The organism is Kitasatospora sp. NPDC038210, assembly GCF_055600605.1.
This window is the reverse complement of record NZ_JBVJYK010000003.1, coordinates 290,514-314,381: the sequence shown is the minus strand read 5'-3', so window position 1 is coordinate 314,381 and position 23,868 is coordinate 290,514. Positions and strand designations below refer to the sequence as shown.

Below are 23,868 nucleotides of genomic sequence, written 5' to 3'. Positions count from 1 at the left end.
GTCAGAACTTCTCCGGGAAGATCAGCGCCACGACGAGATAGCCGACGAGGGCGACGGCCACGATCAGACCAGCGACGTTCTCGGCGCTCATGCGCCCACCTCGCTGCGCTCGCCGGGCGCTTCGCGCAACACGCGCCCCTCGATGGTTCGTTCACTGCGCTCACTCACAGCTTCTCCACCCCCCGCGCGATCAGGGCGATGACGGCGAACACGGCGACCGTGACACCGACGTAGATGAGATCGGACATGGGCTCCACCAGCGTGGTTCGGGAGATGCCGCGACCGGAGCCGAGGGGCTCGCGCGGCGCCGGCGGACGGCCGGCAGATGCAGCAAACCAGCCGTCACGGGCGCGTTATCGGGCCCTGACGCCCTCCATACGGGTGATGGCGCCGCGTTGACGCGACCTTGACGCGCAGGGGTGATGCAACGGCGGAAGGCCCCGGACGGCAGGGTGCCGTCCGGGGCCTTCCGCGGGTTCCGCCGCTGGTCACATCCGCATCCGCAGTCGGCAGACCACGGCGTCGGTGTGCCGGCGCAGGGCGCGGTCGATCACGGCGCCGCGCCGGTTCTGCAGCGTCCGCTGCCACCAGCGGGCGGGCTCCACCTCGGGGATCAGCACGGTCAGCCGGTCGTAGGCGTGCTCCGCCCCGAGCTCGTTGACGAAGTCGGCGATCGGCCTCCCCAGCCGGCGGTGGTCGTCCGGGATCTCCACCAGCGGTACCCCCGGCTGCCACAGCTCCCAGTCGCGGCGCAGTGCCTCGGCCGCGGCCGGTTCGAGGACCACGGTGACCGCCATGACCTCGTCGCCGAGCGAGAGCGCGGCGGACAGGCCGTCCCGGGTGAGCCGGGTGATCGCGGTGACCGGGACGACGACCAGGCTGCGCTGTCTGGTCACCGGGCCGGGGACGCGGCCCAGCTCCAGGCGTTCGCCGATCCGCGCGTAGCTGCGGTGGACCGCCTCGAACAGCGCCACCAGCAGGGGAAGGGCGAGCACGATGCCCCAGGCGCCCTCGGTGAACTTGGTGCCGGTGACGACCAACGCCGCGACGCCGGTGAGCAGCGCGCCGGAGCCGTTCAGCGCGGTCTTCCACCGCCAGCCGGCCGGGCGGTGCAGCAGCCAGTGCCGGACCATCCCGACCTGGCAGACGGTGAAGCCGACGAACACGCCGATCGAGAACAGCGGCACCAGGCTGTTGACGTCCCCGCCCGAACCGATCAGCAGCGCCGCCGAGACCGCGGCCAGGAACAGCACACCGTAGCGGTACACCTGACGGTCGGCGCGCAGCGCGAACACGTGCGGGAGGTGGTTGTCCCGGGCGAGCAGGTCGAGCAGCACCGGCAGGCCGCCGAAGGAGGTGTTGGCGGCCAGGCCGAGCAGGACCACGGTGGCGAACTGGACGACGTAGAAGCCGATGCCGTGGCCGAGCGAGGCGTCGGCGAGCTGGGCGAGGACGGTGACGCCCTCGACGGGCTGGAGGTGGAAGCGGCCGATCAGCACGGCCAGCCCGATCAGCATCACGCCGAGCAGGGCGCCGAGCGCGACCTCGGTGTGCTGGGCGCGCCTGACCCGCGGGGTGCGGAACGAGGGGACGGCGTTGGCCACCGCCTCCACGCCGGTCAGTGCGGAGCAGCCGGCCGCGAAGGCCTTGAGCAGCAGCAGCGCGCCGACGGCGGTGGCGTTCTCGGCGAGCACCGAGGCGTGCCCGGCCGCGGCCGCGGTGCTGACCGGGGCGTCCCGGAACAGGCCGACCACGATGATCGCCATGACGGCGAGGACGAACACGGCCGTCGGCGCCATGAACCAGCGCGCCGACTCGGCGATCCCGCGCAGGTTCACCGCGGTGACCAGCGCGAGCACGCCCAGGCACAGCCAGACCCGCCGGTCGTACAGGCCCGGCACGGCCGAGGTCAGCGCGGCCACGCCGGCGGTGACCGAGACGGCGACGTTCAGGACGTAGTCGATCACCAGCGAGGCGGCCGCGGTCAGCGCCGTCCGGCGGCCCAGGTGCGCCTTGGCGACGGCGTAGGAGCCGCCGCCGTCCGGGAACGCCGCGATCACCTGCCGGTAGGACGCCACCAGCACCGCCAGCAGCACCGCGATCGCGGCGGTGACCGGCAGCGTGAAGCCCAGCCCGTACCCGCCGGCAGCGGCCAGCACCAGGACGATCGACTCCGGCCCGTACGCGACCGAGGCCATCGCGTCCAGTGAGAGCGCCGCCAGTCCGCCGAGCGCGCTGAGCCGGTGCCGCTCGTCGCCCGCGCCGGTATCGGGCGGCTCATCGGCCCTGACGGCCGGGGTCGTGGTGGCGCTGGACATCGGACGGAACCTCCGCGATCGGTAGTTGCTCCGATCCTGCGGTCCGCGTTCCCGGCCCTCCCCCGGCCCCTACGCGTCCCTGACGCGGCCACGAGCGGCTTTGACGGGCCCTTGACGTGCCCGTCGTCCTGCCCGGAGGGGCTGTTGGCGGGGGGTGGGGTGAGCCGTTGTCCCGGCGGGCGCCGGTTGGGAAGACGATCAGCTCGGTCGAAGGACTCCCACCCCCGGCATCCCACTCTGCTGCCTCATCATCGTAATTGCAAGCAGTGTGCAATAAGTGCACCCGCCTGCACCCTCTTGTGCGGGCCGGAATTCGGGCAAGACGAGGTGAGGCAAACCGCTCGGAACAGTCATCCGGCGTGACCGGCGTTCGGGCACGACAAAACAGCCCCTGATCTGCGTTTCCGCAGATCAGGGGCTGTTCTCTATCCTGTGGCTGGTGCAGGGTTCGAACCTGCGTAGCTTGCGCGACAGATTTACAGGCCGCTGACCAGGGGCGTTCTGACCAGGCAACTCTTGATTACAGGTCAGATCTGGTCCGCCACCGGTCCGGATCATGATCGCGACGACTCCTGCTGGCAGGTGCATGCAGGCCGGATAGGACGGGCTGATACGAGCGTCGCTCCTTCATCAAGCACCTGGCTGCGGCCCGCCCCTCCGAGTGGGATGGACCCAAGGCATGACCTGAGTCCCCGATGCCTCGCCGACATGCCTCCGGCGGGGGCGCAGCATACGCCAGGAGGAGCGGGGACTCCGCGAGCGAGTAACGGCCGATGGGGTGTGGCGGTGGGGCAACCCCGTCTCACCTGCCATCGACCCAGGCGGAGCTGGTCATAGGACCGGGCCCGCTCCACAGTACGTGAGTCCACAGCAGATGGGGTGGAAGCCAGAATCTCCATGGGGCCACTCTCGACCTTAATGGATCCGTCTATCTTGACTTACTTGGATACCTCTGACCGCTTTTGAACGATCGATTGCGCATGCTTGCTCAGATAGATCGGGAATTCGTGATCATTGAGAACTTCCCGCAGATTCTCTTTTTCCCCGATTCGACTCCGGACCACGGCGACAATGGCCTCTTCGTGCCAATTTAGATCGGAGTTGTTCGTCATTCCACCCACTACGCCATTAATGGACATCGCCTTAGTCCTGGCAGATTCTTCGCCAAACACCCTGGCGCAGCAAGCGACCAGAACCTGGAACGGCGACCGTGGGTCGACCGGATGCCTCTGCTCGAAGAGCTTAGGCCCCGCCGCCTCTGGGGTTATGGCCCAGTAAATCGTGCGCCCCTGGTGAGGAAACTCCTCAACAGTTACTGACCGCTCTAGGTATTGCTCGACCTCCGACCCACTCAGGGGAAATCTTCCCGGCCAGGGAGTGCCGCGGCTGATAGCGCAACTCCGATCAACAAAAAACGCGTGCCCCGGAAGGAGGTGCCGAGACAATGCGATTAGGCCGGCGTGCGCCGAAATTTCGGCAGTGGCGAGGGTGTCGAGCACCGTCTGCATGACTGGCCGGTCGAAGGATGTCAGCCCCCTGACCAGGGGGGATAGCCATTCATCGGGCGCGAGGAGCCGGGAAGCGAACTCGTTCGCCTCTCGCTCCTGCGTCCCTGCGACTGCGGCCAGCGAGTACTCACCATCCATGGAGGCAGCGTCGATGTGGCAGTTGACCGTACCTACGTGCCACGCGAGCTCAATGTGTGCCAACTCGTGGGCGAGCGTAAATCGCTCGCGCAGCGGGGGTAGGTCACTCCTGACGAAGACGCGCGGCGGAGCCTCACCGAGAACCGTGACAGCGTCACAATCGTGAGACCAGTCAGCGTAATCTACCTGAGCCCGCCCACACAGAAGGGACTTAATGTCAACCGGCGGGGTAAGGCCAAACTTGTCAACAAGAATCTTGGCCCGGTTTTGGGCAGCTTTTAGAGACGGCCAGTTTTCCGGAGCCAAGTAAGGACGCTTTCAGCTTCGTCGGCGGACCCAGCACGTGCGGCAAGAGCAAGTTCGCTCTGACTCTTGATGAGTTCCTCGCTGACGGTGTGACCGTTCCGATGCGCCGACAAGATGAAGCGCAAGGTATTCGGCTTCTCGACCCAGAGGCGATACTCGTCCCACGTCATGCCAAGAAATTCATGCAGCTCTAGATCGCTGGCATCAGCGTCATGCCAAGCGTCGACATAAGAGTCAATTTCGTCAACGCCTGCAACGCCTGCAAGTGCATCCTCAACGAACGTAGCCTTAGACATCGATCCTCCTTCCCCTTACTGCGGGCTTGATCGTCTCGCCTGTGATCGGATGGGCTACACCAAGGTGACGGCCCCGCTTGTCGAAGACCTCTACCTCGCCACCATGCTCCCCGTCCCATGTGTAGATGCGATCGCCGGCTTGGGAGTACCAACGCTTGGACGGGTGTATGTAGCGTGAGGTGAGACCATGCAAAAAGCAGTCTTCTGGCAAGTTTACCCAGGGCACAGCAAGTGATGCTAGCCGCGGTGCACGTTGCCTGCATGGCATTTGCCGGATGCAAGGGCAATCTCGACCAGCAATCTCATGCCGCGAGCACCAGGGGCCTAGAGCACAGCCGGATTGCCTGCAGTGCGATCCAGAGCCGGGCTACATGAGTCCTGGGCGATGGGTCCCGCCGACCCTGGGCCGTGCCGGGCCGGCCAGGAGCAACCCATCCTTGACAGTCGGCGACAGCAAACAGGCTGGTCAGGACCTGTTCATCGAGTCAGGCCGTCGGCGATGAGCTCCATCGAGTCCACGATCACCACGGCGCCAGCGGCAGCCAGCTTGGCGGCCTTCCCCGGCTTGTTGGCGTAGCCAATCGTCGGTGTGTCGGCGGCCTCCCCGGCCTCGACGTCGCGGGCTGCATCGCCAATGAAGATGCAGCGCTCCGGCCCGGTGCCCGCGGCCTCCATGGCTTCGAGCAGGAGGCGCGGGCTCGGCTTCATGGACGAGGGGTCGCCCGGGGCGCGTCCGAAGACGCCGGCCACGTAGTCGCTGAGGCCGTGCTCGGTCAGGTAGGTCTCGATGGCCACGCTCGCGTTGTTGCTGACCACGGAGACCAGTCGGCCGGAGCGGACAGCAGCGCGCAGAACCGATTCTCCGCCCGGGGTCGGGCGGGCTACCCGAACAGCTGTGGTCTCCAGCGCGGCCAGTGCGGCGTCCGTGGCCTCCGTGAGGTCGGGCCGGGCGTCCGAGATCAGCCGGAGCAGGGCGAGCGGGTCGCTCTCGTCCTCCGCCCCGGCCGGGGCCTGCTCGCCGGTGGCGAGCAGGCCCTCGCGGAGTCGGCGCGCGACCTCCGGAGCGGGGAGGCCGGCGAAGACCGAGCAGACCGGGCCGTCGAAGTCGAGGAGCACGTGCTTCACCGGCCGCAGCACGTCGGCGAGTTGCTGAGGGGTGGCGGTCATGGCTGCCGCTCGTAGGCGATCGTGCTCCACACGCTGTCGAACCACATCTGGGCCTGCTGGACGTACTGCGATCCGAGCGAGGCGTCGTCCGGGCCGGCGGCGTGGTGGAACAGGGTGGTGTCCTTGCCGGTCACGTCGTAGAAGGTGTGGGCGGTGTCGTCGATCGACACGGTGCGCTCGCGGAGCGGGTAGAAGCCGAAGAAGGCCTCGGACCGGTTCAGGATGTACAGCTTGAACAGGCTCGACGCCCGGTGCACCTTGACCTGGACGCTCGCCTTCTGGACCAGGCCCAACTCAGCCAGCATCTCCACCGAGTGCGCGATCCCGCCGGCGTTCGTCAGGGCGATGTTGCGGGCGCGCTGCCGGAGGGCGGCCTCGTCCTGGAGGCCGTCGACCAGGACCGGCACGGCCATCGGCGCCGTGGTGTCCGGCAGCAGCAGGCGGACCGTGATGGACTCCGGCGCCAGCCGGCCGGAGCGGACCTTGTCGAGCGGCTCCTGAAGCGCGTTGTGCAGCGTCTCGCTGGAGAAGCCGGCGAAGTCGAGGCCCCCGATCAGGCCTCCGCCAAGGCCCGCGACGAGACCTCGGCGGCGACCTCCCCGACCCCCGCCGACGCCCGCCGCGCGGTGGCCCTGACGCCCTCCACGCGCACCCCTCCACGGACCTCCACACCGGCCTCCTGGAGGAGGCCTCGGACGGCCCTCCCGGACCGCTTCCAGAGGGGGTGTTCGGCGGCCAGGTGGGCGGTCACGGCGGTGAGCGCGACGTGGGTGCCGGCGGCCCCGAGGAGGCCTCGTCCGCAGCTGCTGGCGCGAGTGGGAGCGCCGCCACGGGCTCACCTCGACCGAGGACTGAGCCAAAACCTCCCCCGCCCCCGAGAGCTGCCTCTGCGGCCCCGAGGACAACTGACCGACACAGCACGAAGCCCCGCAGCAACCGTCGACCTTGCCGGGTAACGGGCGGTTGCTGCGGGGCCGATCCGATCCCCTCTCAGAGACCAGAGGACTCCAGCATGCCCGGAAACAGCACTTCACCGCAGCCCCGCTGCGAGGCTGCCCACCTCGACGACGCCAGCCCCTGCGAGGGCCCGCGCGACGCCGTGACCGTCCTCGACCGGCGCGGAGACGCCGCCAAGGCCTGCGTGCACCACGGCATTCGCCTCTACGCCAGCCTCGTCTGCCCCCGGGTCCGCCCCGGCAGCGTCCCCGACGCGGCCATCGAGGTCTACAACCGCGCCCAGAGCACCCCCGCGTTCGCCTGGCTGGACCGCCACCAGGTCCCCACGGAGGATGAGCGGTGAGCGAGTACGCCCCGAACGTGATCCCGTTCCGGCCCGAACCCGCCGAGGTGAAGGCCGCCGAGCAGGCCGTCATCGGCGCCGCACTGCTCGACCCCGCCCAGATCCCGGCCCTGGCCACCCAGCTCGGTGACCCGGGCGCGTTCTACCACCCCGCGCACGAGACGATCTGGCGCGCCATCGTCCGCATGGCCGACGGCGAGCGGCCGGTCGACCCGGTGCTGCTGGCCGGTGTCCTGCGCGCCCAGGGCGACCTGGTCCGCGTCGGCGGCCCCGGCTACCTGCACACCTGCATCGCGGCCACCCCCACCGCCGCCAACGGCGACTACTACGCCGAGGTCGTGCGTGTGGCCGCCGAGCGGCGCCACATCAACACCGCCACCAGCCGCCTCGCCCACATGGCCGGCGACGACCAGGCCGACCTGGACGCCGTCCGCACCGCCGCCCTCACCGCGCTCGCGGACCTGGCCTCCGGCGAGACCTGGCTCGACCCGGTGCCGCTCGGCTCCCACGGCGCCCTGCCGACCTTCCCGGTGCAGGCCCTACCGGGCTGGGTGGGCGCGTACGTGGAGGCGGTGGCGGAGTTCACCCAGACCCCGGCCGACATGGCCGCCACCATGTCCCTGGCCGCGCTGTCGACCGCCGCCGGCGGCCGGGTGAACGTGGAGATCCGGCCCGGCTGGCGCGAGCAGTCGAACCTCTACCTGGTCTGCGCGATGCCGCCCGCCAGCCGCAAGTCCGACGTGTTCGCGTTCCTGACCGGCCCCGTCTACCGGGTCGAGGACGAGCTGCGGGCCGAGGCCCGGGCCCGGATCATCGAGGCCGAGACCGCCAAGGACGCCGCACTGGCCGAGGTCGAGGCACTCATGGCCAAGGCCCGCAAGAACCCCGACCTCGACCGCGCGCACCTGGTGGCCGAGATCTCCGCCGCACGGATGCTGGCCGACGAGATCGTCGTCCCGCCGAGCCCGCGGTTGACCCTCTCTGGGGACATCACCCCCGAGACCGTCACCCACCAGCTCGGCGTCCACCGCTGCCTGGCCGCGCTCTCGCCCGAGGGCGACCTCTTCGACAGCATCGTGGGCCGCTACAGCAGCAAACCCAACCTCGGGGTCTTCCTCCAGGCGCACAAGGGCGAGCGGCTCCAGGCCGACCGGATCACCCGCGAGCAGCCCACCGTCGACAAGCCCGCGCTCACCATCGGTGTGACCCCGCAGCCCGCCGTCCTCCAAGAGCTCGGCGCCGCTCCTGGCGCCCGGGACCGCGGTTTGCTCGCCCGCTTCCTGTACTCCCTCCCGCCCTCCAACCTCGGCTACCGCAAGATCCGTACGACCCCTGTTCCGGACGCCGTCGCCACCACCTACGACGTCCGGCTGTCCGCCCTCCTGCGCACCCTGACGGCCCTGGACGAGCCAGTCACCGTGACGATGACCGAGGCCGCCGACCTCGCCGTCGAGAAGCTGCAGGAGAAGTTCGAGGTCCAGCTCCGCCCGGACGAGCCGCTCGCCCACATCAAGGACTGGGCCGGGAAGCTCGTCGGCCACATCGCCCGGATTGCGGTCCTCCTCCACCTCGCCGACCACATCGCCGGCGACTGGCGGGCGCCCGTCGAGGCCGCCACCGTCGACCGCGCCGCCGAGATCGCCGAGTACTACACCGCCCACACCCTCGCCGTCTTCGACCTCATCTCCGCCGCCCCCGCCACCGAGGACGCCCACGCCCTCCTCCAGTGGCTCCAGCGGCCGAAGAAGGACGGCACCCACCGCACCCACATCAAGGCCCACGACGCCGTCGCGTCGTCCCGGCGGTTCAAGAAGGTCCCCGACGTCGAACCCGCGCTCGCGCTCCTCGAACAGCACGGCTGGCTCCGCACCGACCAGCCGCCCGCCGGCGGCCAGCGAGGCCGGCCTCAAGCCGTCACCTACCGTGTCCACCCGCTCCTGAGCACCCCCGCGGACACGAGCCTGATCACGTAACCGTCAGGAACGTCAGGACAACCCCCTGGCCTGGAGAAACACCGCCAGACGAGCAGTCAGGGCATGTCAGGGCCGTCAGGAGAACCGGCTACCCCTGACAGCCCTGACAACGCCTGACGTCCGGCCAGGGGCCGTATCGGCAGGTCAGCGAGTTCCCCTGACACGCCTGACGCCTTCCGCCCTCCGCCGTCAACCGCGAGAGGGCTCGTAACCCTCCGCACCCACCGCAGGAGATTCGCCATGCCCAAGCGCGAACTGCTCAAGCTCCCCGTCGTCCTCGCCGAACTCGGCATGTCCCGTGCCGCCTTCTACCGGATGCGCGCCCGGGGCAAGGGCCCGCGCCTCATCAAGCTCCCCAACGGTCAGGTCCGGATCGACCGGGCCGACCTGGACGCGTGGCTCGACTCCTGCGAGGTGGCCGCCTGATGCCCACCTCCTACAAGGTCACGTTCTGGGAGCACCGCCACCGGCCCGACCGCCGCAAGCCGTGGCAGGTGCGGTGGACCGTGAACGGCCTGGAGTTCTCCGAGTCCTACCTCACGAAGACCCAGGCGGACGGCCGGAAGGCTGAGCTGCTGATCGCGGCGGCCTCCCACCAGCCCTTCGACACCGAGACGGGCCTCCCGCTCGCCGAGCTTCGCAAGCGCCAGCAGGAGCAGAACTCCGTCACCTGGTACCAGCACGGCCGGAACTACGTCGAAGCCCGGTGGGACGGCGCCCCCGCCAAGACTCGGACGACGTGGGCGGACGCCCTGGCCAGCGTCACGTTCGAGCTGGTCAAGAGCAAGACCGGGATGCCGGACAAGCTGCTCGTCCGGCGCGCGCTGTACGGCTGGGCCTTCAACGTGAACCGGTGGACCGATGAGCCGCCGGCCGACGTCGCCAAGGCCTTGACCTGGGTGGCGCGGAACTCCGTCGAGGTGTCCGAGCTGGCGGACCCGAAGATGGTCCGGCGCCTGCTCGCCGCCCTCTCGGTGAAGCTGGACGGCACCAAGGCCGCCGCGTCGACCATCCTCCGGAAGCGCCGGATCTTGAACCACGTCCTGGGCCGCGCGGTCGAGGACGGACTCCTGGCCGCCAACCCACTGCCGTCGGTGCAGTGGCAACCGCCCCGTACCGAGGAGGAGGTCGATCCCGAGTACGTCATGAGCCCGGAGCAGGCCGCCGCGATGCTGGAGGCCGTCGGCCGGCAGGGGCGACGCGGTCCGCGGCTGGTGGCGTTCTTCGGGTGCATGTACTACGCGGGCATGCGACCGGGCGAGGTCGTCCACCTCCGCAAGGACCGGTGCGTCCTGCCGGCAGAGGGCTGGGGAAAGCTCAACCTCAACGGGAACAGCCCCCGCGTCGGGTCCTCCTGGACCGACAGTGGGGCGTCGCACGACCCCCGCGGCTTGAAGCACCGGGCGGAGTCGGCCACCAGGCCGGTTCCCATCCCGCCCGAGCTGGTGAAGCTGCTGCGGGAGCACATCGAGCTGTACGGCACGGCGCCGGACGGCCGGCTGTTCCGGACCTTCCGGAACGGCATGGTGCAGGAGAGCGGGTACGGGGTCGTCTGGGCTGCAGCACGGGCCGCGGTGCTCAGCGAGGAGGAGCAGGCCACCCCGCTCGCCAAGCGCCCGTACGACGCCCGGCACGCCGGGATCTCCCTCTGGCTGGCTTCCGGCGTCCCCGTGGCCGAGTGCGCCCGGCGGGCGGGACACAGCATCGCCGTCCTTCTCCGGGTCTACGCGAAGTGCATCCACGGTGACGAGGACCACGCCAACCAGCTCATCACCGAACGGCTTCAGCGACGGACGACGTCGACGCCGACAACCGAGGACCCCTGAGCCGCACCTGACCCGTGCAGTCAGGGGGCAACAGCCAACGCCGCTCGTAGCGGGTCGCTCAGGGTCATGTCGGAATCGTGGACGGCGCCGTCCTGGTCGACCTTCCAGCCAGCGCCGTCCTGGACGAGTCGGATCGCGCGCCGATCAGTGCTGCTGGTGCCGCCTGGCTGGGTGACCTGGAAGATCACCATCACGCCGGTGCCGGCCGGGTGCTGACTGAGCGCAGGAACCTGTTCGGTTCGCTCGACGGTTACTGGACTGATCGTCGCGCGTCGGGTGTCGGCTGGGCTTGGGGTGGCCATCGGAGGGACGGTTGAACCGTCCGCGTAGATGCCCGCCGGCAAGGAAGGGGTTGCGCTCGGCTTGCTTGAGCTGGTCGTCTCCGGGGTGCTCTCCACGTTGTCGGCGGTGCAGCGCTGGAGGCTGCCGCCCTGGTAGGCGACCGTCCTCAGCTGGCACATGGTGGCCCAGTCCCGGGCATTCACCGCCTGCTGATAGCGCACAGCAGCACTCTGAGCACCATCGGCTGGCTGGGAATTCGCGTCCCCACCGGTGCTGGCGGTTCCGGACGGGCCGCACCCCGCAAGTAGCGCAGTGCCAGCGGCCACGCCCAGGGTGGCCAAGCGCCTGTTCCTCGCCTTGTTGCCAGCTCGTTCGCTGGTTCCGGCCGTAGATCATCCCACTGCCATTGGCCAGGCCGGGCGTGATCGCCGAAATGCCAGCAGCTCCGTCTGGTCCGCCAGGCCGACACGCGACCGACCGATGGTCCAACTCGGCGAACCGCACCCCAGTCACCCCTGAGTCTGGTCCGCCCCTGGTCCGGAACCGCTGGTCAGGACTGGGATCCGGGCGAAACGATGTGAGACAAACCACGCAAAACGACCATCCGGCGTGACCGGCGTTCGAACACAACGAAACAGGCCCTGACCTGCGTTTCCGCAGATCAGGGCCTGTTTTCTATCCTGTGGCTGGTGCAGGGTTCGAACCTGCGTAGCTTGCGCGACAGATTTACAGTCTGCTCCCTTTGGCCGCTCGGGCAACCAGCCAGGATCTTCGCCGCCCGGGGTGTTCGCCCCGTTCGACTTGGTAAACCATACCTGATGCCGGGGGGTGCTTCGCCACTCGGTGGATCACCCGACGATCAAGGAACACCGGGCGGTCGTCGCGGGCGAGGGCGGGGCAGCGCTGGATAGGCTGGGGCGGCGGGCGTCCGGTGGGGCGGGCCGTGTCAGTGAAGCCAGAGCATCAAGGAGACCAACACCCATGGCCGACTCCAGTTTCGACATCGTCTCGAAGGTCGAGTGGCAGGAGGTCGACAACGCGATCAACCAGACCTCCCGTGAGATCGCGACGCGCTTCGACTTCAAGGGCGTGGGCGGCGAGATCAGCCGCTCCGGCGAAAAGATCGAGATGAAGGCCAACGGCGAGGAGCGTGTGCGCGCCATCCTCGACGTGCTGCAGACGAAGTTCGTCAAGCGCGGCCTGTCGCTGAAGGCTCTGGACGCCGCCGAGCCGCAGCTCTCCGGCAAGGAGTACAAGATCTTCGCCAACGTCAAGGAGGGCATCACCACGGAGGACGCGAAGAAGGTCGCGAAGATCATCCGTGACGAGGGCCCGAAGGGCGTCAAGGCTCAGGTCCAGGGCGACGAGCTGCGCGTCAGCTCGAAGAGCCGCGACGACCTCCAGGCCGTGCAGGCCCTGCTCAAGGGCAAGGACCTGGACTTCGCGATCCAGTACGTGAACTACCGCTGATCGCGGACCACGCCTGACCACGGACCACGCCCGGTCGTGGTCCGCCGTCGGCCTCCGGCCGGCGGGACGAACGGTACGGCCCCGCTCCCGGCTTCGGGAGCGGGGCCGTTCGCGTCGCCGGGGTCAGCCGGCGGCGGGGTGGGTGCGGGCCGCCGCGGTCAGTGCCTGGGCCCGGGCCCGGAGGGCGTCGAGCTGCTGCTGCACGGTGGCCGCGGAGGGCGGGGTGGCGGTGTCGGAGAGCCTGGACGGCGCCGGGGCGGGCAGCGACGGGAGGGCCGGGAGCTGCGGGAGGGCGGGGAGCTGCCCGATCAGGCCCTGCAGAGCAGCCTGGAGAGCAGCGATGAGCTGCTGGAGGGCTCCGAGGTCGGGAACGGCGGAGGTCACCGTCGAGAGCAGGTCGGTGACCAGCTTGACGATGTCGTCCACCGCCCCGAGCGCCGCGCTCGGGTCCGGTGTCGCGGGGAGGCCCGACGTGTCGGGGAGGGCGGACGTGTCGGGGAGGGCGGACTCGGCGGGGAGGGCCGACGTGGCCGGGGCTGCCGGTTCGGAGGCCGGGAGGGTGCTCGGCAGGGCCGGCACCGTCACGGGGGCGACGGACAGCGCGGACAGGCCGAACAGGCCGGGCACGGCGGACAGACCGGGCACGGCGGACAGACCGGGCACGGCGGGCACGGCCGCGCCGGGAACGGTGGCACGGGTGGCCGCGGCTCCGTTGCCGGCGGCGGTGGCGGTGGCGGACGACGTGGCGACAGTGGTCAGCGCGAACGCTGCGGTCAGCACGACGGCCATCCGGGTGGCACGCATGGGTACTGCTTCCTCTCGCTGTGGATCAGGCGAGATCGCCTGATCACACGGTCGGGCAGTCCTCCGGGGGCGGCCACCGCGCCTACGCCGAACGGTGCGTGACGGCTCAGTCGTTCCCGGCCCAGCCTCCGGTACTGCGGTACGCCCCCAGGCCGACCGAGTCGAACTCGTCCGCCCGGCCCTCCTCGGTGCGCGCGCCCAGCCGCCGAAGGGCTTGGGAGATCGGTGTGTCGGCCGGTGCGGGCTCGAACTCGCCGATGGTGAGCGGGCCGAGGACGATCCGGCCGTTCTCCCAGACCACGGCGCGCTGCGTGCCGCTGCCGCCGTAGTACTCGGCCTCGACGCAGGCGATCGGGCCGGCCTTCGACCAGGCGGCCAGCCGGAGTTCGAAGCCGTCGGAGTGCCAGCCGAATCCGGATCCGCCGACGGGCTTCAGCACGCTGCCGTCGCCCTGGAGCGCGGCGAGGACCCCGGAGGTGACCGGTATCAGCGCCATCCCCTGCGCCAACGCCACCACCCGGGCTGCCGGAACCTCCGCCGCTGCCACCCTGAGCAGCTCCAATGTTCCTATCAGCGCCTGGAGTTCGTAGGACATGCCGGTCATGGTGTCCCACCGCACCGACAGTCGGCCCGGAATTTATGATTCCGTGCCCGGTCGGAGACCGTAGAGCAGACTGAGCACCGTCAAGCACCGGGCCGCGGCACCGAACGTGCCGCCGCCCGCGGCCGGTCACCCACTCGGGCGCGTGCCGCATGCGGCGGCCCCGGCATCCGGATGGACTGGCCGGGTACGGCCCGCCGCGGGGCCCTTCCCCCGGCTCCCGCGCCATCGGCCGACGCCGACCGTGACCGGTCGCCGACGACCGACGCCCGCCGCCGTCTGCCGCGGCCCCGGCGTGGGCGGCCGCTTCCACCCGCAGTCGAGCGCAGCCGACCGGGGCCGTACCGGAGGAGGATCGGATGAGTTCCACGGACGCGACGTCCTGGGTGCTGCTCGCGCTCGCGGCGACCGCTTCGGTGGCCGGTCCGCGCTCCGCCCCCGCCGCGGCGGTCCTCGGCCTGGCCCGCGCCCTCCTCCGCCCCGTCCCGCCGTTCGGGTTCGACGACCGCGGGGATCGTGGGCGGCGGCCCGCCGGTGCCCGGCCCGCTCGTGCACCCGGGCACGGGCACGGCACCGGTCACCGGACCGGCGGCGCAGCGGGCGTACGGACCGCGCGGCCCCGCGGCGACCCGGTGCGGGCACCGGACCCGACAGGCGACACCGCCCGCAGCCCGACCCCAGGGAGCCTCCGCATGAGCGACACCGCGCACACCGGCCCGAGCAGCGACGACAGCGACGAACTCGCGCGCCGGATCGCCGGGTTGATGCCCCGCGCGCGGGAAGACCTGGCCGAGCTGGTGGCCATCCCGTCGGTCGCCGACCCCCGGCAGTACCCGCCGGAGAAGTGCCGCCAGGCCGCCGAGTGGGTCGCCGCCGCCTTCACCGAGGCCGGCCTGCGCGACGTCCACCTGGAGGAGACCCCGGACGGCAGTCACGCCGTGATCGGCCACCGCCCGCCACCGCCCGGCGCTCCGACCGTGCTGCTCTACAGCCACTACGACGTCCAGCCCCCGCTGGACGAAGCCGCCTGGGACTCACCGCCGTTCGAGCTGACCGAGCGCGACGGCCGCTGGTACGGGCGCGGCGCCGCCGACTGCAAGGGCAACATCGTCATGCAGCTCACCGCGCTGCGCGCGCTCGACGGGGACGTGCCGGTCGGCCTCAAGCTGGTGGTCGAGGGCTCCGAGGAGCAGGGCACCGGCGGTCTGGAGCGGTACCTGCCGCCGCACGCCGGGGAGTTGCACGCGGACGCCCTGCTGATCTGCGACACCGGCAACGCGGCCGTCGGCGTCCCGACCGCCACCACCTCGCTGCGCGGGGTCACCGACGTGGTGGTCACCGTACGGGCGCTCGCGGGCGACCTGCACTCCGGCATGTTCGGCGGCCCCGCCCCGGACGCCCTCGCCGCGCTGATCCGGATGCTCGACTCGCTGCGCGACGCCGACGGCGGCACCCGGATCGACGGGCTGGACCACGGCGGGACGTGGAGCGGCGTCGGCTACGACGAGAGCGCCTTCCGCACCGACGCCGGTGTCCTGGGCGGCGTCCGGCTGACCGGCTCCGGCACGGTCGCCGACCGGCTCTGGGCCCGCCCGTCCGTCACCGTGCTCGGCATCGACTGCCCGCCCGTGGTCGGCTCGGCCGCCGCCGTCCCGGCCATCGCCCGGGCCCGGGTGAGCCTGCGGGTGCCGCCCGGCACCGGGGCCCGCGCCGCCCAGGACGCGCTGGTCGCGCACCTGGAGGCCGCCGCGCCGTGGGGCGTGCTGGTGGACGTCGAACGGGAGGGCGCCGGCTCGCCGTTCCGGGCCGCCACCGGCGGGCCCGCGTACGCCGCGCTCGACCGGGCGATGCGGGAGGTCTACGGCGCACCGGTCTCCTTCCTGGGCCAGGGCGGCTCGATCCCGCTCTGCAACGTCCTCGCCACCACCTACCCCGACGCGGAGATCATCCTGATGGGCGTCGAGGAGCCGCGCTGCCTGATCCACGCGCCGAACGAGAGCGTCGACCCGGGCGAGATCGCGCACATGGCCCACGTCGGGGCGCTGTTCCTCCGGCACTTCGCCGACTCCGGGAGGCGCTGAGGGAATTCGAGGACGATGGAGTCCCAGCAGCGCCGCCCGTCCGCCCCCGAGGAGGAACCGCCGTGCCCCGACCCTTCACCGTCGAGGACCACACCGCCCGGATGACCCGGGCCGCCGCCGAGGCGGCCGCCGCCGGGCTGGCCGGCCTGGTCGTCGCCCCCGGCCCCGACCTCTCCTACCTGTGCGGCTACACGCCCACCGCGATCACCGAGCGGCTGACCGCCCTCGTCCTCACCGCCGGGCGCGAACCCGTCCTGGTCGTCCCGAGGTTGGAGCGCCCGGACGCCGAGAAGGCGGTCGGTGCCCGGGCCGTCCGGCTGCTCGACTGGTCCGACGGCGAGGACCCGTTCGCCACCGCCGGCCCGCTGCTCGATCCGGCCGGACGCTACGGCGTCTCCGACAACGCGTGGGCGATGCACCTGCTCGGCTTCCAGGCGGCGCTGCCCGGCGCCTCGTTCACCTCGCTCACCGAGACCCTGCCGATGCTGCGCGCGGTCAAGGACGACGAGGAGCTGGACCGCCTGGCCGCGGCCGGCGGCGCCGCGGACGCCGCCTACCGCGGGATCCTGGAAGTCGACTTCGCCGGCCGCCGGGAGACCGACGTGGCCGCCGACCTCGGCGCGCTGCTCATCCGGTACGGCCACAGCCAGGTGGACTTCACCGTGGTCGGTTCCGGACCCAACGGCGCCGATCCGCACCACGGGGCCGGTGACCGGGTCATCCGAACGGGTGACACCGTGGTGCTGGACTTCGGTGGCCTCAAGGACGGCTACGGCTCCGACACCACGCGGACGGTGCACGTCGGTACGGACGTCCCGGCCGAGGTGCGGAAGGTGCACGAGCTGGTCCGGCTCGCCCAGCAGAGCGCCTTCGAGGCGGTCCGTCCCGGTGTCGGCTGCCAGGAGATCGACCGGATCGCCCGACGGGTGATCACCGAGGGCGGCTACGGTGAGCACTTCATCCACCGCACCGGCCACGGCATCGGCACCACCACGCACGAACCGCCGTACCTGGTCGAGGGTGAGGAACGGCCGCTGGTGCCCGGGATGTGCTTCTCGATCGAGCCCGGGATCTACCTGCCCGGCCGGTTCGGGGTGCGGATCGAGGACATCGTCACCGTCACCGCGGCCGGCGGCCGCCGTTTCAACAACACCCCGCACGAGCTGGGCATCGTCGCGTGAACGCGATGCCCGGGACGACGCCGACAACGGCGCCGACCGGATCTGACGTTCTTACGATCTGGTCATATTTCATCCAGAGTCCTCCAAGTTTCGATTGCTAGTTTCGGTGCGCATGACCAAGACCCTCCCCCCGGCCCCGCCCCGCGCGCGGGCCGGGCGACCGCGCCCGGTGCCTCGACTCCGCCCCCGCGTGACGGGCTGGTCGAGACTCCGCTTCCTGGCCTGGCCGCTCTACCTCACCGGCCTCCTCTGGTTCCTGAGCGAGGAGGGCATCCCGGCCGCCAACGACGTGCTGTTCCTCTGGCTGATCGGCGCCCTGCTCACCGGCGCCGTGCACAGCGGGCACGGCCCCCGCGGCTTCGTCCTGGTCCTGCGCGACTGGGTGCCGGTGATGGCCGTGGTCTGGACGTACTCCCTGCTGCGCGGCTACGGCGCGCACACCCCGTGGGCCCCGCACTGGCTGCCGCAGTTGCGCTTCGACGAGGTGCTCGGCTTCGGCGAGACCTGGACGGTCCGGCTCCAGCACGCCCTCTACACCCCCGGCTCGCCGCACTGGTACGACTACGCGGCGGTGGGCGTCTACCTGTCGCACTTCTTCGTCGTCTTCCTGCTGCTCGCGGTGCTCTGGCGACGCGCGCACCACCGGTTCCGACAGCTGCTCGCCTGCTACCTGACGCTCACCTTCGCGGGCTTCGCCACCTACCTGCTCTACCCGGCCGACCCGCCGTGGCTGGTCGCCCAGCAGGGCAACCTGCCGCAGGTGTCCCGGGTGGTCTGGGAGGTGATCTCGGTGAGCGGGCTGCCCCAGGCCGACTCGCTGCTGGAGAACGGCAGCCAGTTCGCCAACGACGTCGCCGCGATGCCCTCGCTGCACTCCGCCTACCCGGCGATGCTGCTGTTCTTCTTCTGGCCCACCGCCCGTCCCTGGCTGCGGGCGGTCCTGGTCGCCTACCCGCTCGCGATGACGTTCACCCTGGTCTACGGCGCGGAGCACTTCATCATCGACGTCTTCGTCGGCTGGGCGTACGCGGCCGTGGTGGTGTTCGGCCTGCGATGGCTGCGCAGCCGCCGCACGGCACCGGCGGAGGGAACGGCAGACTTGGCCGGGTGAAGCCGCACCCACCGACGAAACCCACCGCCGAACAGCTGCTGGCCGCCGAGGACACCACCATCCCGGACGTCTCCGGGCCGGGGCTGCGGGTGCTGTTCTGCGGCATCAACCCGGGCCTGTGGTCCGGCGCCACCGGGCACCACTTCGCCCGGCCCGGCAACCGCTTCTGGCCGGCGCTGCACCGCTCCGGCTTCACCGGGCGCCAGTACCGGCCGGACGAGCAGGAGCAGCTGCTCGCACTCGGCCTGGGCATCACCAACGTCGCCCCGCGCACCACGGCCAAGGCGGACGAGCTGAGCGCCGAGGAGCTGCGCGAGGGCGGGGCCGCGCTGCGCGAGCGGGTGCTGCGGCTGCGCCCGCGGGTGCTGGCCGTCCTCGGCATCGGCGCCTACCGGACGGCCTTCGGGCACCGGCGGGCCGCCATCGGGCGCCAGCCGGAGGGCATCGGGGACACCGAGGTGTGGGTCCTGCCCAACCCCAGCGGCCTCAACGCGCACTACACGCTGGACGCGCTGGCCGGGGAGTTCCGCAAGCTCCGGGAGGCCGTCGAGGGCGAGCCGGCGACCGGGGGCTGAGCCGGCGTCGAGGACGGGCCCGCGACCGGGGGCCGAGCCGACGCCGCAGGCCGGGCAGGTGCCAGTCCCGCCGGCAGCCGCACCTCGCGCAGCTCGCGGATCACCGCCCGGACGGCGGCCGTCCCGGCCAGCTCGGGCGTGGTGACGTACCCGACCGAGCGGCTCGGCGGGCACGGCCCGAGGTCCGCGACGGCGAGGCCGGACGGGGCGCCGAGCAGCGCCGTCCGGGGCATGATCGCCATGCCGAGGCCCTGGGCGACCAGCGAGAGGGCTACCGTGTCGTCCTCCACGTCCACGGTGGCGGGCGGGATCCAGTCCTGCCGCTGCCACCAGTCCCGGGTGTACGAGCCGCAGTTCTCGTCCCAGTCGACCAGCGGGAGCTCACGCGGCGCCGGGTGGCCCTGCGGGTGCGCGAGCGCGTACGACTCCTCGTACAGGCATACCGCGACCAGGCCCGGGACGGGCGGCGGACCGCCGGCGTCCAGGGTGGCCAGCCCGAGGTCGGCACGGCCGTCGGCGACCTCCCCGGCGCTGCCGCGACCGATCTCCCGGACGATCCGGACGTGCGTGGCGAGCCCCGGGTGCCGCTCGGCGAGCCGGGCCAGGACGGGCGGCAGCAGATGGGCGGCGGCGCTGCGGAAGGCGGCGATCCGCAGCGTGCCGGTCAGCGGGCCGTCGGCGCCCGCGCCGCGCACCTCGGGACCCATCGCGTCCAGCAGCCGCAGGATCCGACGGGCGTACGCCACGGCCCGGGCGCCGGCATCGGTGGGACGTGCGCCGTGGCGCCCGCGGTCGAAGAGCACCGCACCGAGCTTCCGCTCGCAGGCGCGCACGGCGTGCGAGACGGCGGACTGGGTGGTCTCCAGGCGCGTGGCAGCCGCCGTGAAGCTCCGCTCCTCGTCGACGGCGACCAGGATCCGCAGCTCGTGCGGGGCGAGATCGGTCATGCGCCCGAATCTAGTCCCGGACGTATCGATCCATCGATCCGGCTCATGGAAGCCGCCGTTCCATCGACCACGGCCCCTGCCCGGCCGCTCCCCCGCTTCCTACGGTGATCACGTCCCGCCCGTCCTCACCCGTCCGGAGCACCCGATGTCCCGCCCCACCGCCCACGCCGTCCACCTGGTCTCCCGCCCCGACGGCGCGCCGGCCGCCGCGAACTTCGCCTTCGTCGAGGAGACCGTCCCGGCGCTCGCGGCGGGCGAGGCCCTCGTCGAGAACCTCTACCAGTCCGTCGACCCGTACATGCGCGAGGAGATGGACGAGGGCGGCTGGGCGCTGCACGCGCCGCTGGAGGGCCGCACCCTCGGCCGGGTGGTGGAGTCCCGGGCCGACGCCCTGCCCGTCGGGGCGCTCGTCCACCACCGCCAGGCCTGGCGGACCCACTCGGTGGTCACCGCCGAACGGGCGAGCCTGCTGCCCGACTTCGCCGGGGTCCCGCTCAGCGCCCACCTGTCGGTGCTCGGCGGCACCGGCCTGTCCGCCTGGGTCGGCCTGACCCGGATCGCCCGCCTCCAGCCCGGCGAGACCTTGTTCGTCTCGGCGGCCGCCGGCGGCGTGGGCACCGCCGCCGGACAGCTCGCCCGACTGCTCGGTGCCGGACGGATCGTCGGCAGCACCGGCTCCGCCGCCAAGGCCGCCCACCTCACCGAACGTCTCGGCTTCGACGCCGCCTTCGACTACCACGACACCCCGATCGCGGAGCGCCTGCGCGAGGCCGCCCCCGAGGGACTGCACGTGTACCTCGACAACGTCGGCGGCGACCACCTGGAGGCCGCCATCGGCGCGCTGCGCGACCACGGCCGGATCGCCTGGTGCGGCGCCGTCGCCCAGTACGACCACCCGCAGACCCCGCCGGCGGCGCCGCGCAACCTCTACGACGTGGTCGGCAAGAGCCTGCGGCTGGAGGGCTTCCTGGTCCGCAACCACCTCGACGCCCGGCCCGAGCTGTACGACTTCCTCGTCCCGCACCTGCGGTCGGGCGCCGTCGTCCCGGACGAGACGGTGGTGGACGGCTTCGAGCACGTGGTGGACGCCTTCCTCGGCATGCTGCGCGGTGCCAACACCGGGAAGATGCTGGTCCGGATCGCCGACTGACCCGTTCGCCGTCCGGCGCGTTCGACGAGCGACCCGTCGCCGACCGGACGCGTTCGACGGCGGGACGCGTCCACCGACCGGACCGCGACCGGTCGGCGGAGGTCACCCCGGCAGCACGGCCAGGTCGAGGGCGGCGAGCCGGGCCGGGTCGGCGACCACCTCGTAGCCGGCCACCCGGCCGTCCGCCACCGCCACCCGCAGCACCAGCCACAGCCGCCCGCCCGGCGCGATCAGGATGCCGGGCACCCCGTCCACCAGGGCCACCGCACCGTGCCGGGCGCGGCGGCCGAGGACGGTGGTCTCCCGGGCGACCGTCGCCGCGCCCCGGGCCACCGGGGAGCGCCCGGGCGGCAGCGCCGCCGGATCGGCCCGGCGCACCACGTCCGGGGCCAGGACGGCCAGCAGTCCGGCCAGGTCCCCGTCGCGGGCCGCGGCCAGGAAGGCCTCCACCACCCGCCGGTGCCCGGCCAGCGGCTCCGGGGGCAGCGCGGCCGTGCCGCGGACCCGCTGCCGGGCGCGGCTGGCCAGCTTCTTGGCGGCGACCGGGGTCCGTCCGACGATCGGCGCGATCTGGTCGAAGGGCACCGCGAAGCCGTCGTGCAGCACGAAGGCGACCCGCTCGGCCGGGCCCAGCCGGTCCAGCACCACGAGCAGCGCCCGGCCCACCGACTCGACCAGCAAGGCCTCCCGTTCCGGATCCGCGCCGCCGCCCGCCGCGTCCGGCAGCGCCTCACCGGTCGGCTCCTCGCGGCGCGCGGCGCGGGCCCGCAGCAGGTCCAGGCAGATCCGGGAGACCACGGTCGTCAGCCAGCCGGGCAGGTTCTCGATCTCCGCCGGGTCGGTCCGGACCAGCCGCAGCCAGGCCTCCTGCACGGCGTCCTCGGCCTCACCGGTCGATCCGAGCATCCGCCGGGCGATCGCCAGCAGCCGCCCGCGCTCGGCCTCGAACCGCGCCGCCGTCCCCTCGGGCGTCACCCCGCCGGCGCCCAGCCCCTCCGCGGTCAGCCCCTCCGCGCCCGGCCCCTCCGCGCCCGGCCCCTCCGCGGCTGCGCTCTCGGCGGTCGCTCCCGTCGTCCCGTCCCGGTCCATCGGTCACCTTTCCTCGGCCCGGCCCGTCACCGCTATGACGATCCGTCCGCCCCCGAGGTGACAAGGAGACCGCCATGACCTCCGCCACGCTGCTCCACCTGGACTCCGGCATCAGCCCGACCGGCTCGGTCAGCCGCGCCCTGACCGACCGCTTCGCCACCGCCTGGCGCGCCCGGCACGGCGACACCGCCCGGCTCCGGTACCGCGACCTCGCCGCCGACCCGGTGCCCGCGGTGGGCGCCGCCTACGAGACCCTCGGCCGCCGGGCCGAGCGCAAGGGCCCGCTCCCGCCGGAGGACGTCGCCGCGCTGGCCGGGAACCCGGACGAGAGGCGCGAGTGGGCGCTCAGCCGCCCGCTGATCGAGGAGCTGCGGGCCGCCGACACCCTGCTGCTCGGCAGCCCGATGTACAACCTCACCGTCTCGTCCGGCCTCAAGGCGTGGATCGACCGGGTCTCCTTCCCCGGCGCCTACGTCGATCCGGGCACCGGCGAGCGGTTGCTGCGCGACACCCGCGTGGTGGTCGTCGCCGTCCGCGGCGGCGGCTACGGGCCCGGGACCCCGCGCGAGCACGTCGACTTCCAGGTCCCGTACCTGCGGGCGTACTTCGGCAACCTCGGGGTCACCGCGGAGCACCTGCACGTCGTCACCGCCGAACTCACCCGGGCCGCGGACGTCCCCGCGCTGAACGGGCTGGAGCCGCTCGCCGCCGAGTCCCTGGCGGCAGCCGAGGCCGCCGTCGACGAACTGGCCGCGGCGCTCTGAGCCGCACCGGCCCTACAGCGGGGTGACGGCCTTCAGCACCAGCAGCAGGGCCACGGCGGCGTTGAGCGCGCACAGCGCCGACGCCGCCGTGCCGACGGCGGCGACCATCGCCGCCAGGCCCGCCGGGGTCTTGGCCGGCGGCCAGTTGCGGGAGGTCGGCACCGGGCCGAGCAGTGCGGCGACCCTGCGCGGCACCGGGCCGGCCGCCGCCGCAGCCGCGGCCGGGGAGGCGAAGGCCGCGAAGCCGGGCGCCGGGGCCGCGTGCGAGACCAGCGCCGCCCGGGCCACCGCCCGCGCGGTGATCCGGCGGTCCCCCACGGCCTGCGCCGAGTCCTCGTCCGCCCACCGCTCCGCGCTGTACGCGACCGCCGACTGCAGCGGCCGCAGGAAGGGGTTGACGCAGGCGGCGAGCTGGGTGGTCAGCAGGTACCGGTGGTGACGGTGGCGCAGGTGTGCCCGCTCGTGCGCGAGCAGCGCCTCCCGCTCGTCGGCCGCCAGACCGTCCAGCATCCCGGTGGAGACCACCACCCGCCCGGGCGAGCCCGGCAGCGCGTACGCGTACGGGCTGCGGTCCGGCAGCACCGCGAGGTCACCGGCCGTCTCCGGCCCTCCGGGCAGCCCGGACAGCGCCCGCCGGGCCCGGGCGCGCACCCGCAGGTGCCGGACGACCGTCCGGGCGCAGGCGAGGCCCACCAGCGCCAGCAGCCACATCGCGGCCGTCCCGACGCTCTCGTGGTACGGCAGCGCGGCCCGGACTTCCGGGTCGGACCAGCTGTCCGGCAGCGGGTTGCCGGGGATCTGCGCGGTGCCCACCACGCCGATCAGCCCGAGGCAGAGCACGCTGCACACCGCCATCACCGCGCTGATCGCGGTCATCAGCCGGGCCGCGCCGCGCGGGTGCAGGTGCTGCTCGGTCAGGCGCGCGATCGGAACCGCGGTGAGCGGCAGGACGAGCGGGAGGAAGACGAAGAAGCCCACGGG

Annotated in this window: 24 protein-coding genes and 1 tRNA gene; 11 read left to right on the top strand and 14 right to left on the bottom strand. The window is 72.2% G+C overall.

All coding sequences use genetic code 11. The features are described from left to right. Position 1: 1 nt before the first annotated feature. The 7 genes from kdpF to ACZ7KX_RS07850 form a co-directional block, all read right to left on the bottom strand. Positions 2-91 carry a K(+)-transporting ATPase subunit F gene (gene kdpF / locus ACZ7KX_RS07880; protein WP_350519858.1) on the bottom strand — a complete coding sequence of 30 codons (90 nt, stop codon included), beginning with the start codon at positions 89-91 and terminating at the stop codon, positions 2-4. Positions 92-488: 397 nt separating this feature from the next. Continuing rightward, complete coding sequence (locus ACZ7KX_RS07875) at positions 489-2,318, bottom strand: APC family permease (protein WP_470325784.1); 1,830 nt, start codon at positions 2,316-2,318, stop codon at positions 489-491. A gap of 938 nt (positions 2,319-3,256) precedes the next feature. After that, positions 3,257-4,270: an ImmA/IrrE family metallo-endopeptidase gene (locus ACZ7KX_RS07870; protein WP_470325783.1), complete on the bottom strand. Its 1,014-nt coding sequence runs from the start codon at positions 4,268-4,270 to the stop codon at positions 3,257-3,259. Beyond that, positions 4,243-4,566, bottom strand: a complete 324-nt coding sequence (locus tag ACZ7KX_RS07865) for a hypothetical protein (RefSeq protein ID WP_470325782.1) — start codon at positions 4,564-4,566, stop codon at positions 4,243-4,245. Before ACZ7KX_RS07865 ends, ACZ7KX_RS07870 begins: the two co-directional genes overlap by 28 nt. Beyond that, the gene (locus tag ACZ7KX_RS07860) at positions 4,559-4,834 is read right to left on the bottom strand and encodes a colicin E3/pyocin S6 family cytotoxin (RefSeq protein WP_470325781.1); all 276 of its coding nucleotides are present in this window, start codon (positions 4,832-4,834) and stop codon (positions 4,559-4,561) included. Before ACZ7KX_RS07860 ends, ACZ7KX_RS07865 begins: the two co-directional genes overlap by 8 nt. 209 nt (positions 4,835-5,043) lie before the next feature. Then, positions 5,044-5,733: an HAD family hydrolase gene (locus ACZ7KX_RS07855; RefSeq protein ID WP_470325780.1), complete on the bottom strand. Its 690-nt coding sequence runs from the start codon at positions 5,731-5,733 to the stop codon at positions 5,044-5,046. Then, positions 5,730-6,146, bottom strand: coding sequence for a hypothetical protein (locus ACZ7KX_RS07850; RefSeq protein WP_470325779.1), 417 nt, complete (start codon positions 6,144-6,146; stop codon positions 5,730-5,732). Before ACZ7KX_RS07850 ends, ACZ7KX_RS07855 begins: the two co-directional genes overlap by 4 nt. Positions 6,147-6,745: 599 nt before the next feature. On the opposite strand from ACZ7KX_RS07850, the gene ACZ7KX_RS07845 reads away from it, so the two are divergent. From ACZ7KX_RS07845 to ACZ7KX_RS07830, 4 genes are all read left to right on the top strand, one after another. Next, the gene (locus ACZ7KX_RS07845; protein ID WP_470325778.1) at positions 6,746-7,033 is read left to right on the top strand and encodes a hypothetical protein; all 288 of its coding nucleotides are present in this window, start codon (positions 6,746-6,748) and stop codon (positions 7,031-7,033) included. After that, on the top strand, positions 7,030-9,006 hold the full coding sequence (locus ACZ7KX_RS07840) for a YfjI family protein (RefSeq protein ID WP_470325777.1): 1,977 nt from the start codon (positions 7,030-7,032) through the stop codon (positions 9,004-9,006). Before ACZ7KX_RS07845 ends, ACZ7KX_RS07840 begins: the two co-directional genes overlap by 4 nt. 240 nt (positions 9,007-9,246) lie before the next feature. Then, on the top strand, positions 9,247-9,432 hold the full coding sequence (locus tag ACZ7KX_RS07835) for a helix-turn-helix transcriptional regulator (RefSeq protein ID WP_148644327.1): 186 nt from the start codon (positions 9,247-9,249) through the stop codon (positions 9,430-9,432). After that, a complete protein-coding gene (locus ACZ7KX_RS07830) occupies positions 9,432-10,832 on the top strand; it encodes a tyrosine-type recombinase/integrase (protein WP_470325776.1) in 1,401 nt (466 codons plus the stop codon). Before ACZ7KX_RS07835 ends, ACZ7KX_RS07830 begins: the two co-directional genes overlap by 1 nt. Before the next feature lie 20 nt (positions 10,833-10,852). Here the strand turns inward: ACZ7KX_RS07830 and ACZ7KX_RS07825 are convergent, their stop codons facing one another. After that, positions 10,853-11,335: a hypothetical protein gene (locus ACZ7KX_RS07825; RefSeq protein ID WP_470325775.1), complete on the bottom strand. Its 483-nt coding sequence runs from the start codon at positions 11,333-11,335 to the stop codon at positions 10,853-10,855. A 462-nt stretch (positions 11,336-11,797) separates the two neighbouring features. Continuing rightward, a tRNA-Tyr gene (locus tag ACZ7KX_RS07820) sits at positions 11,798-11,878 on the bottom strand. Between the two features lie 217 nt (positions 11,879-12,095). On the opposite strand from ACZ7KX_RS07820, the gene ACZ7KX_RS07815 reads away from it, so the two are divergent. Then, positions 12,096-12,584, top strand: coding sequence for a YajQ family cyclic di-GMP-binding protein (locus tag ACZ7KX_RS07815; protein WP_350521529.1), 489 nt, complete (start codon positions 12,096-12,098; stop codon positions 12,582-12,584). Positions 12,585-12,707: 123 nt separating this feature from the next. On the opposite strand, the gene ACZ7KX_RS07810 is transcribed toward ACZ7KX_RS07815, so the two are convergent. Both ACZ7KX_RS07810 and ACZ7KX_RS07805 read right to left on the bottom strand, forming a co-directional pair. Further along, the gene (locus ACZ7KX_RS07810; RefSeq protein WP_470325774.1) at positions 12,708-13,388 is read right to left on the bottom strand and encodes a hypothetical protein; all 681 of its coding nucleotides are present in this window, start codon (positions 13,386-13,388) and stop codon (positions 12,708-12,710) included. Between the two features lie 106 nt (positions 13,389-13,494). Beyond that, positions 13,495-13,983 (bottom strand): hypothetical protein, encoded by a 489-nt coding sequence (locus ACZ7KX_RS07805; RefSeq protein ID WP_470325773.1) that lies wholly within the window; start codon positions 13,981-13,983, stop codon positions 13,495-13,497. A 698-nt stretch (positions 13,984-14,681) separates the two neighbouring features. Here ACZ7KX_RS07805 and ACZ7KX_RS07800 point away from each other — a divergent pair. The 4 genes from ACZ7KX_RS07800 to mug all read left to right on the top strand — a co-directional run bounded on the left by ACZ7KX_RS07800 (position 14,682) and on the right by mug (position 18,937). Beyond that, positions 14,682-16,070 (top strand): M20/M25/M40 family metallo-hydrolase, encoded by a 1,389-nt coding sequence (locus ACZ7KX_RS07800; protein WP_470325772.1) that lies wholly within the window; start codon positions 14,682-14,684, stop codon positions 16,068-16,070. A gap of 101 nt (positions 16,071-16,171) precedes the next feature. Then, positions 16,172-17,251, top strand: coding sequence for an aminopeptidase P family protein (locus ACZ7KX_RS07795; RefSeq protein ID WP_470325925.1), 1,080 nt, complete (start codon positions 16,172-16,174; stop codon positions 17,249-17,251). Between the two features lie 190 nt (positions 17,252-17,441). Next, positions 17,442-18,362, top strand: coding sequence for a phosphatase PAP2 family protein (locus tag ACZ7KX_RS07790; protein WP_470325771.1), 921 nt, complete (start codon positions 17,442-17,444; stop codon positions 18,360-18,362). Continuing rightward, entirely contained in the window at positions 18,359-18,937 is a 579-nt protein-coding gene (gene mug, locus ACZ7KX_RS07785) for a G/U mismatch-specific DNA glycosylase (RefSeq protein ID WP_470325770.1), read from the top strand. The genes ACZ7KX_RS07790 and mug overlap by 4 nt, the downstream gene beginning before the upstream one ends. Here the strand turns inward: mug and ACZ7KX_RS07780 are convergent. Next, a complete protein-coding gene (locus ACZ7KX_RS07780; RefSeq protein ID WP_470325769.1) occupies positions 18,859-19,884 on the bottom strand; it encodes a LysR family transcriptional regulator in 1,026 nt (341 codons plus the stop codon). The genes mug and ACZ7KX_RS07780 overlap by 79 nt on opposite strands. 145 nt (positions 19,885-20,029) lie before the next feature. On the opposite strand from ACZ7KX_RS07780, the gene ACZ7KX_RS07775 reads away from it, so the two are divergent. Beyond that, entirely contained in the window at positions 20,030-21,034 is a 1,005-nt protein-coding gene (locus ACZ7KX_RS07775; RefSeq protein ID WP_470325768.1) for an NADP-dependent oxidoreductase, read from the top strand. A 102-nt stretch (positions 21,035-21,136) separates the two neighbouring features. Here the strand turns inward: ACZ7KX_RS07775 and ACZ7KX_RS07770 are convergent, their stop codons facing one another. Continuing rightward, the gene (locus tag ACZ7KX_RS07770; protein ID WP_470325767.1) at positions 21,137-22,123 is read right to left on the bottom strand and encodes a sigma-70 family RNA polymerase sigma factor; all 987 of its coding nucleotides are present in this window, start codon (positions 22,121-22,123) and stop codon (positions 21,137-21,139) included. Positions 22,124-22,197: 74 nt separating this feature from the next. Between ACZ7KX_RS07770 and ACZ7KX_RS07765 the strand changes: the two genes are divergently transcribed. Then, a complete protein-coding gene (locus ACZ7KX_RS07765) occupies positions 22,198-22,887 on the top strand; it encodes an FMN-dependent NADH-azoreductase (protein ID WP_470325766.1) in 690 nt (229 codons plus the stop codon). Between the two features lie 12 nt (positions 22,888-22,899). On the opposite strand, the gene ACZ7KX_RS07760 is transcribed toward ACZ7KX_RS07765, so the two are convergent. Continuing rightward, positions 22,900-23,865: a M48 family metalloprotease gene (locus ACZ7KX_RS07760; protein WP_470325765.1), complete on the bottom strand. Its 966-nt coding sequence runs from the start codon at positions 23,863-23,865 to the stop codon at positions 22,900-22,902. Positions 23,866-23,868 lie beyond the last annotated feature (3 nt).

Coding starts and splice junctions, on each gene's coding strand:
- kdpF (WP_350519858.1), bottom strand. CDS start 91: ATGAGCGCCGAGAACGTCGCTGGTCTGATCGTGGCCGTCGCCCTCGTC.
- ACZ7KX_RS07875 (WP_470325784.1), bottom strand. CDS start 2,318: ATGTCCAGCGCCACCACGACCCCGGCCGTCAGGGCCGATGAGCCGCCC.
- ACZ7KX_RS07865 (WP_470325782.1), bottom strand. CDS start 4,566: ATGTCTAAGGCTACGTTCGTTGAGGATGCACTTGCAGGCGTTGCAGGC.
- ACZ7KX_RS07860 (WP_470325781.1), bottom strand. CDS start 4,834: ATGCCATGCAGGCAACGTGCACCGCGGCTAGCATCACTTGCTGTGCCC.
- ACZ7KX_RS07855 (WP_470325780.1), bottom strand. CDS start 5,733: ATGACCGCCACCCCTCAGCAACTCGCCGACGTGCTGCGGCCGGTGAAG.
- ACZ7KX_RS07850 (WP_470325779.1), bottom strand. CDS start 6,146: ATGGCCGTGCCGGTCCTGGTCGACGGCCTCCAGGACGAGGCCGCCCTC.
- ACZ7KX_RS07845 (WP_470325778.1), top strand. CDS start 6,746: ATGCCCGGAAACAGCACTTCACCGCAGCCCCGCTGCGAGGCTGCCCAC.
- ACZ7KX_RS07835 (WP_148644327.1), top strand. CDS start 9,247: ATGCCCAAGCGCGAACTGCTCAAGCTCCCCGTCGTCCTCGCCGAACTC.
- ACZ7KX_RS07830 (WP_470325776.1), top strand. CDS start 9,432: ATGCCCACCTCCTACAAGGTCACGTTCTGGGAGCACCGCCACCGGCCC.
- ACZ7KX_RS07815 (WP_350521529.1), top strand. CDS start 12,096: ATGGCCGACTCCAGTTTCGACATCGTCTCGAAGGTCGAGTGGCAGGAG.
- ACZ7KX_RS07810 (WP_470325774.1), bottom strand. CDS start 13,388: ATGCGTGCCACCCGGATGGCCGTCGTGCTGACCGCAGCGTTCGCGCTG.
- ACZ7KX_RS07805 (WP_470325773.1), bottom strand. CDS start 13,983: ATGTCCTACGAACTCCAGGCGCTGATAGGAACATTGGAGCTGCTCAGG.
- ACZ7KX_RS07800 (WP_470325772.1), top strand. CDS start 14,682: ATGAGCGACACCGCGCACACCGGCCCGAGCAGCGACGACAGCGACGAA.
- ACZ7KX_RS07795 (WP_470325925.1), top strand. CDS start 16,172: ATGACCCGGGCCGCCGCCGAGGCGGCCGCCGCCGGGCTGGCCGGCCTG.
- ACZ7KX_RS07780 (WP_470325769.1), bottom strand. CDS start 19,884: ATGACCGATCTCGCCCCGCACGAGCTGCGGATCCTGGTCGCCGTCGAC.
- ACZ7KX_RS07775 (WP_470325768.1), top strand. CDS start 20,030: ATGTCCCGCCCCACCGCCCACGCCGTCCACCTGGTCTCCCGCCCCGAC.
- ACZ7KX_RS07770 (WP_470325767.1), bottom strand. CDS start 22,123: ATGGACCGGGACGGGACGACGGGAGCGACCGCCGAGAGCGCAGCCGCG.
- ACZ7KX_RS07765 (WP_470325766.1), top strand. CDS start 22,198: ATGACCTCCGCCACGCTGCTCCACCTGGACTCCGGCATCAGCCCGACC.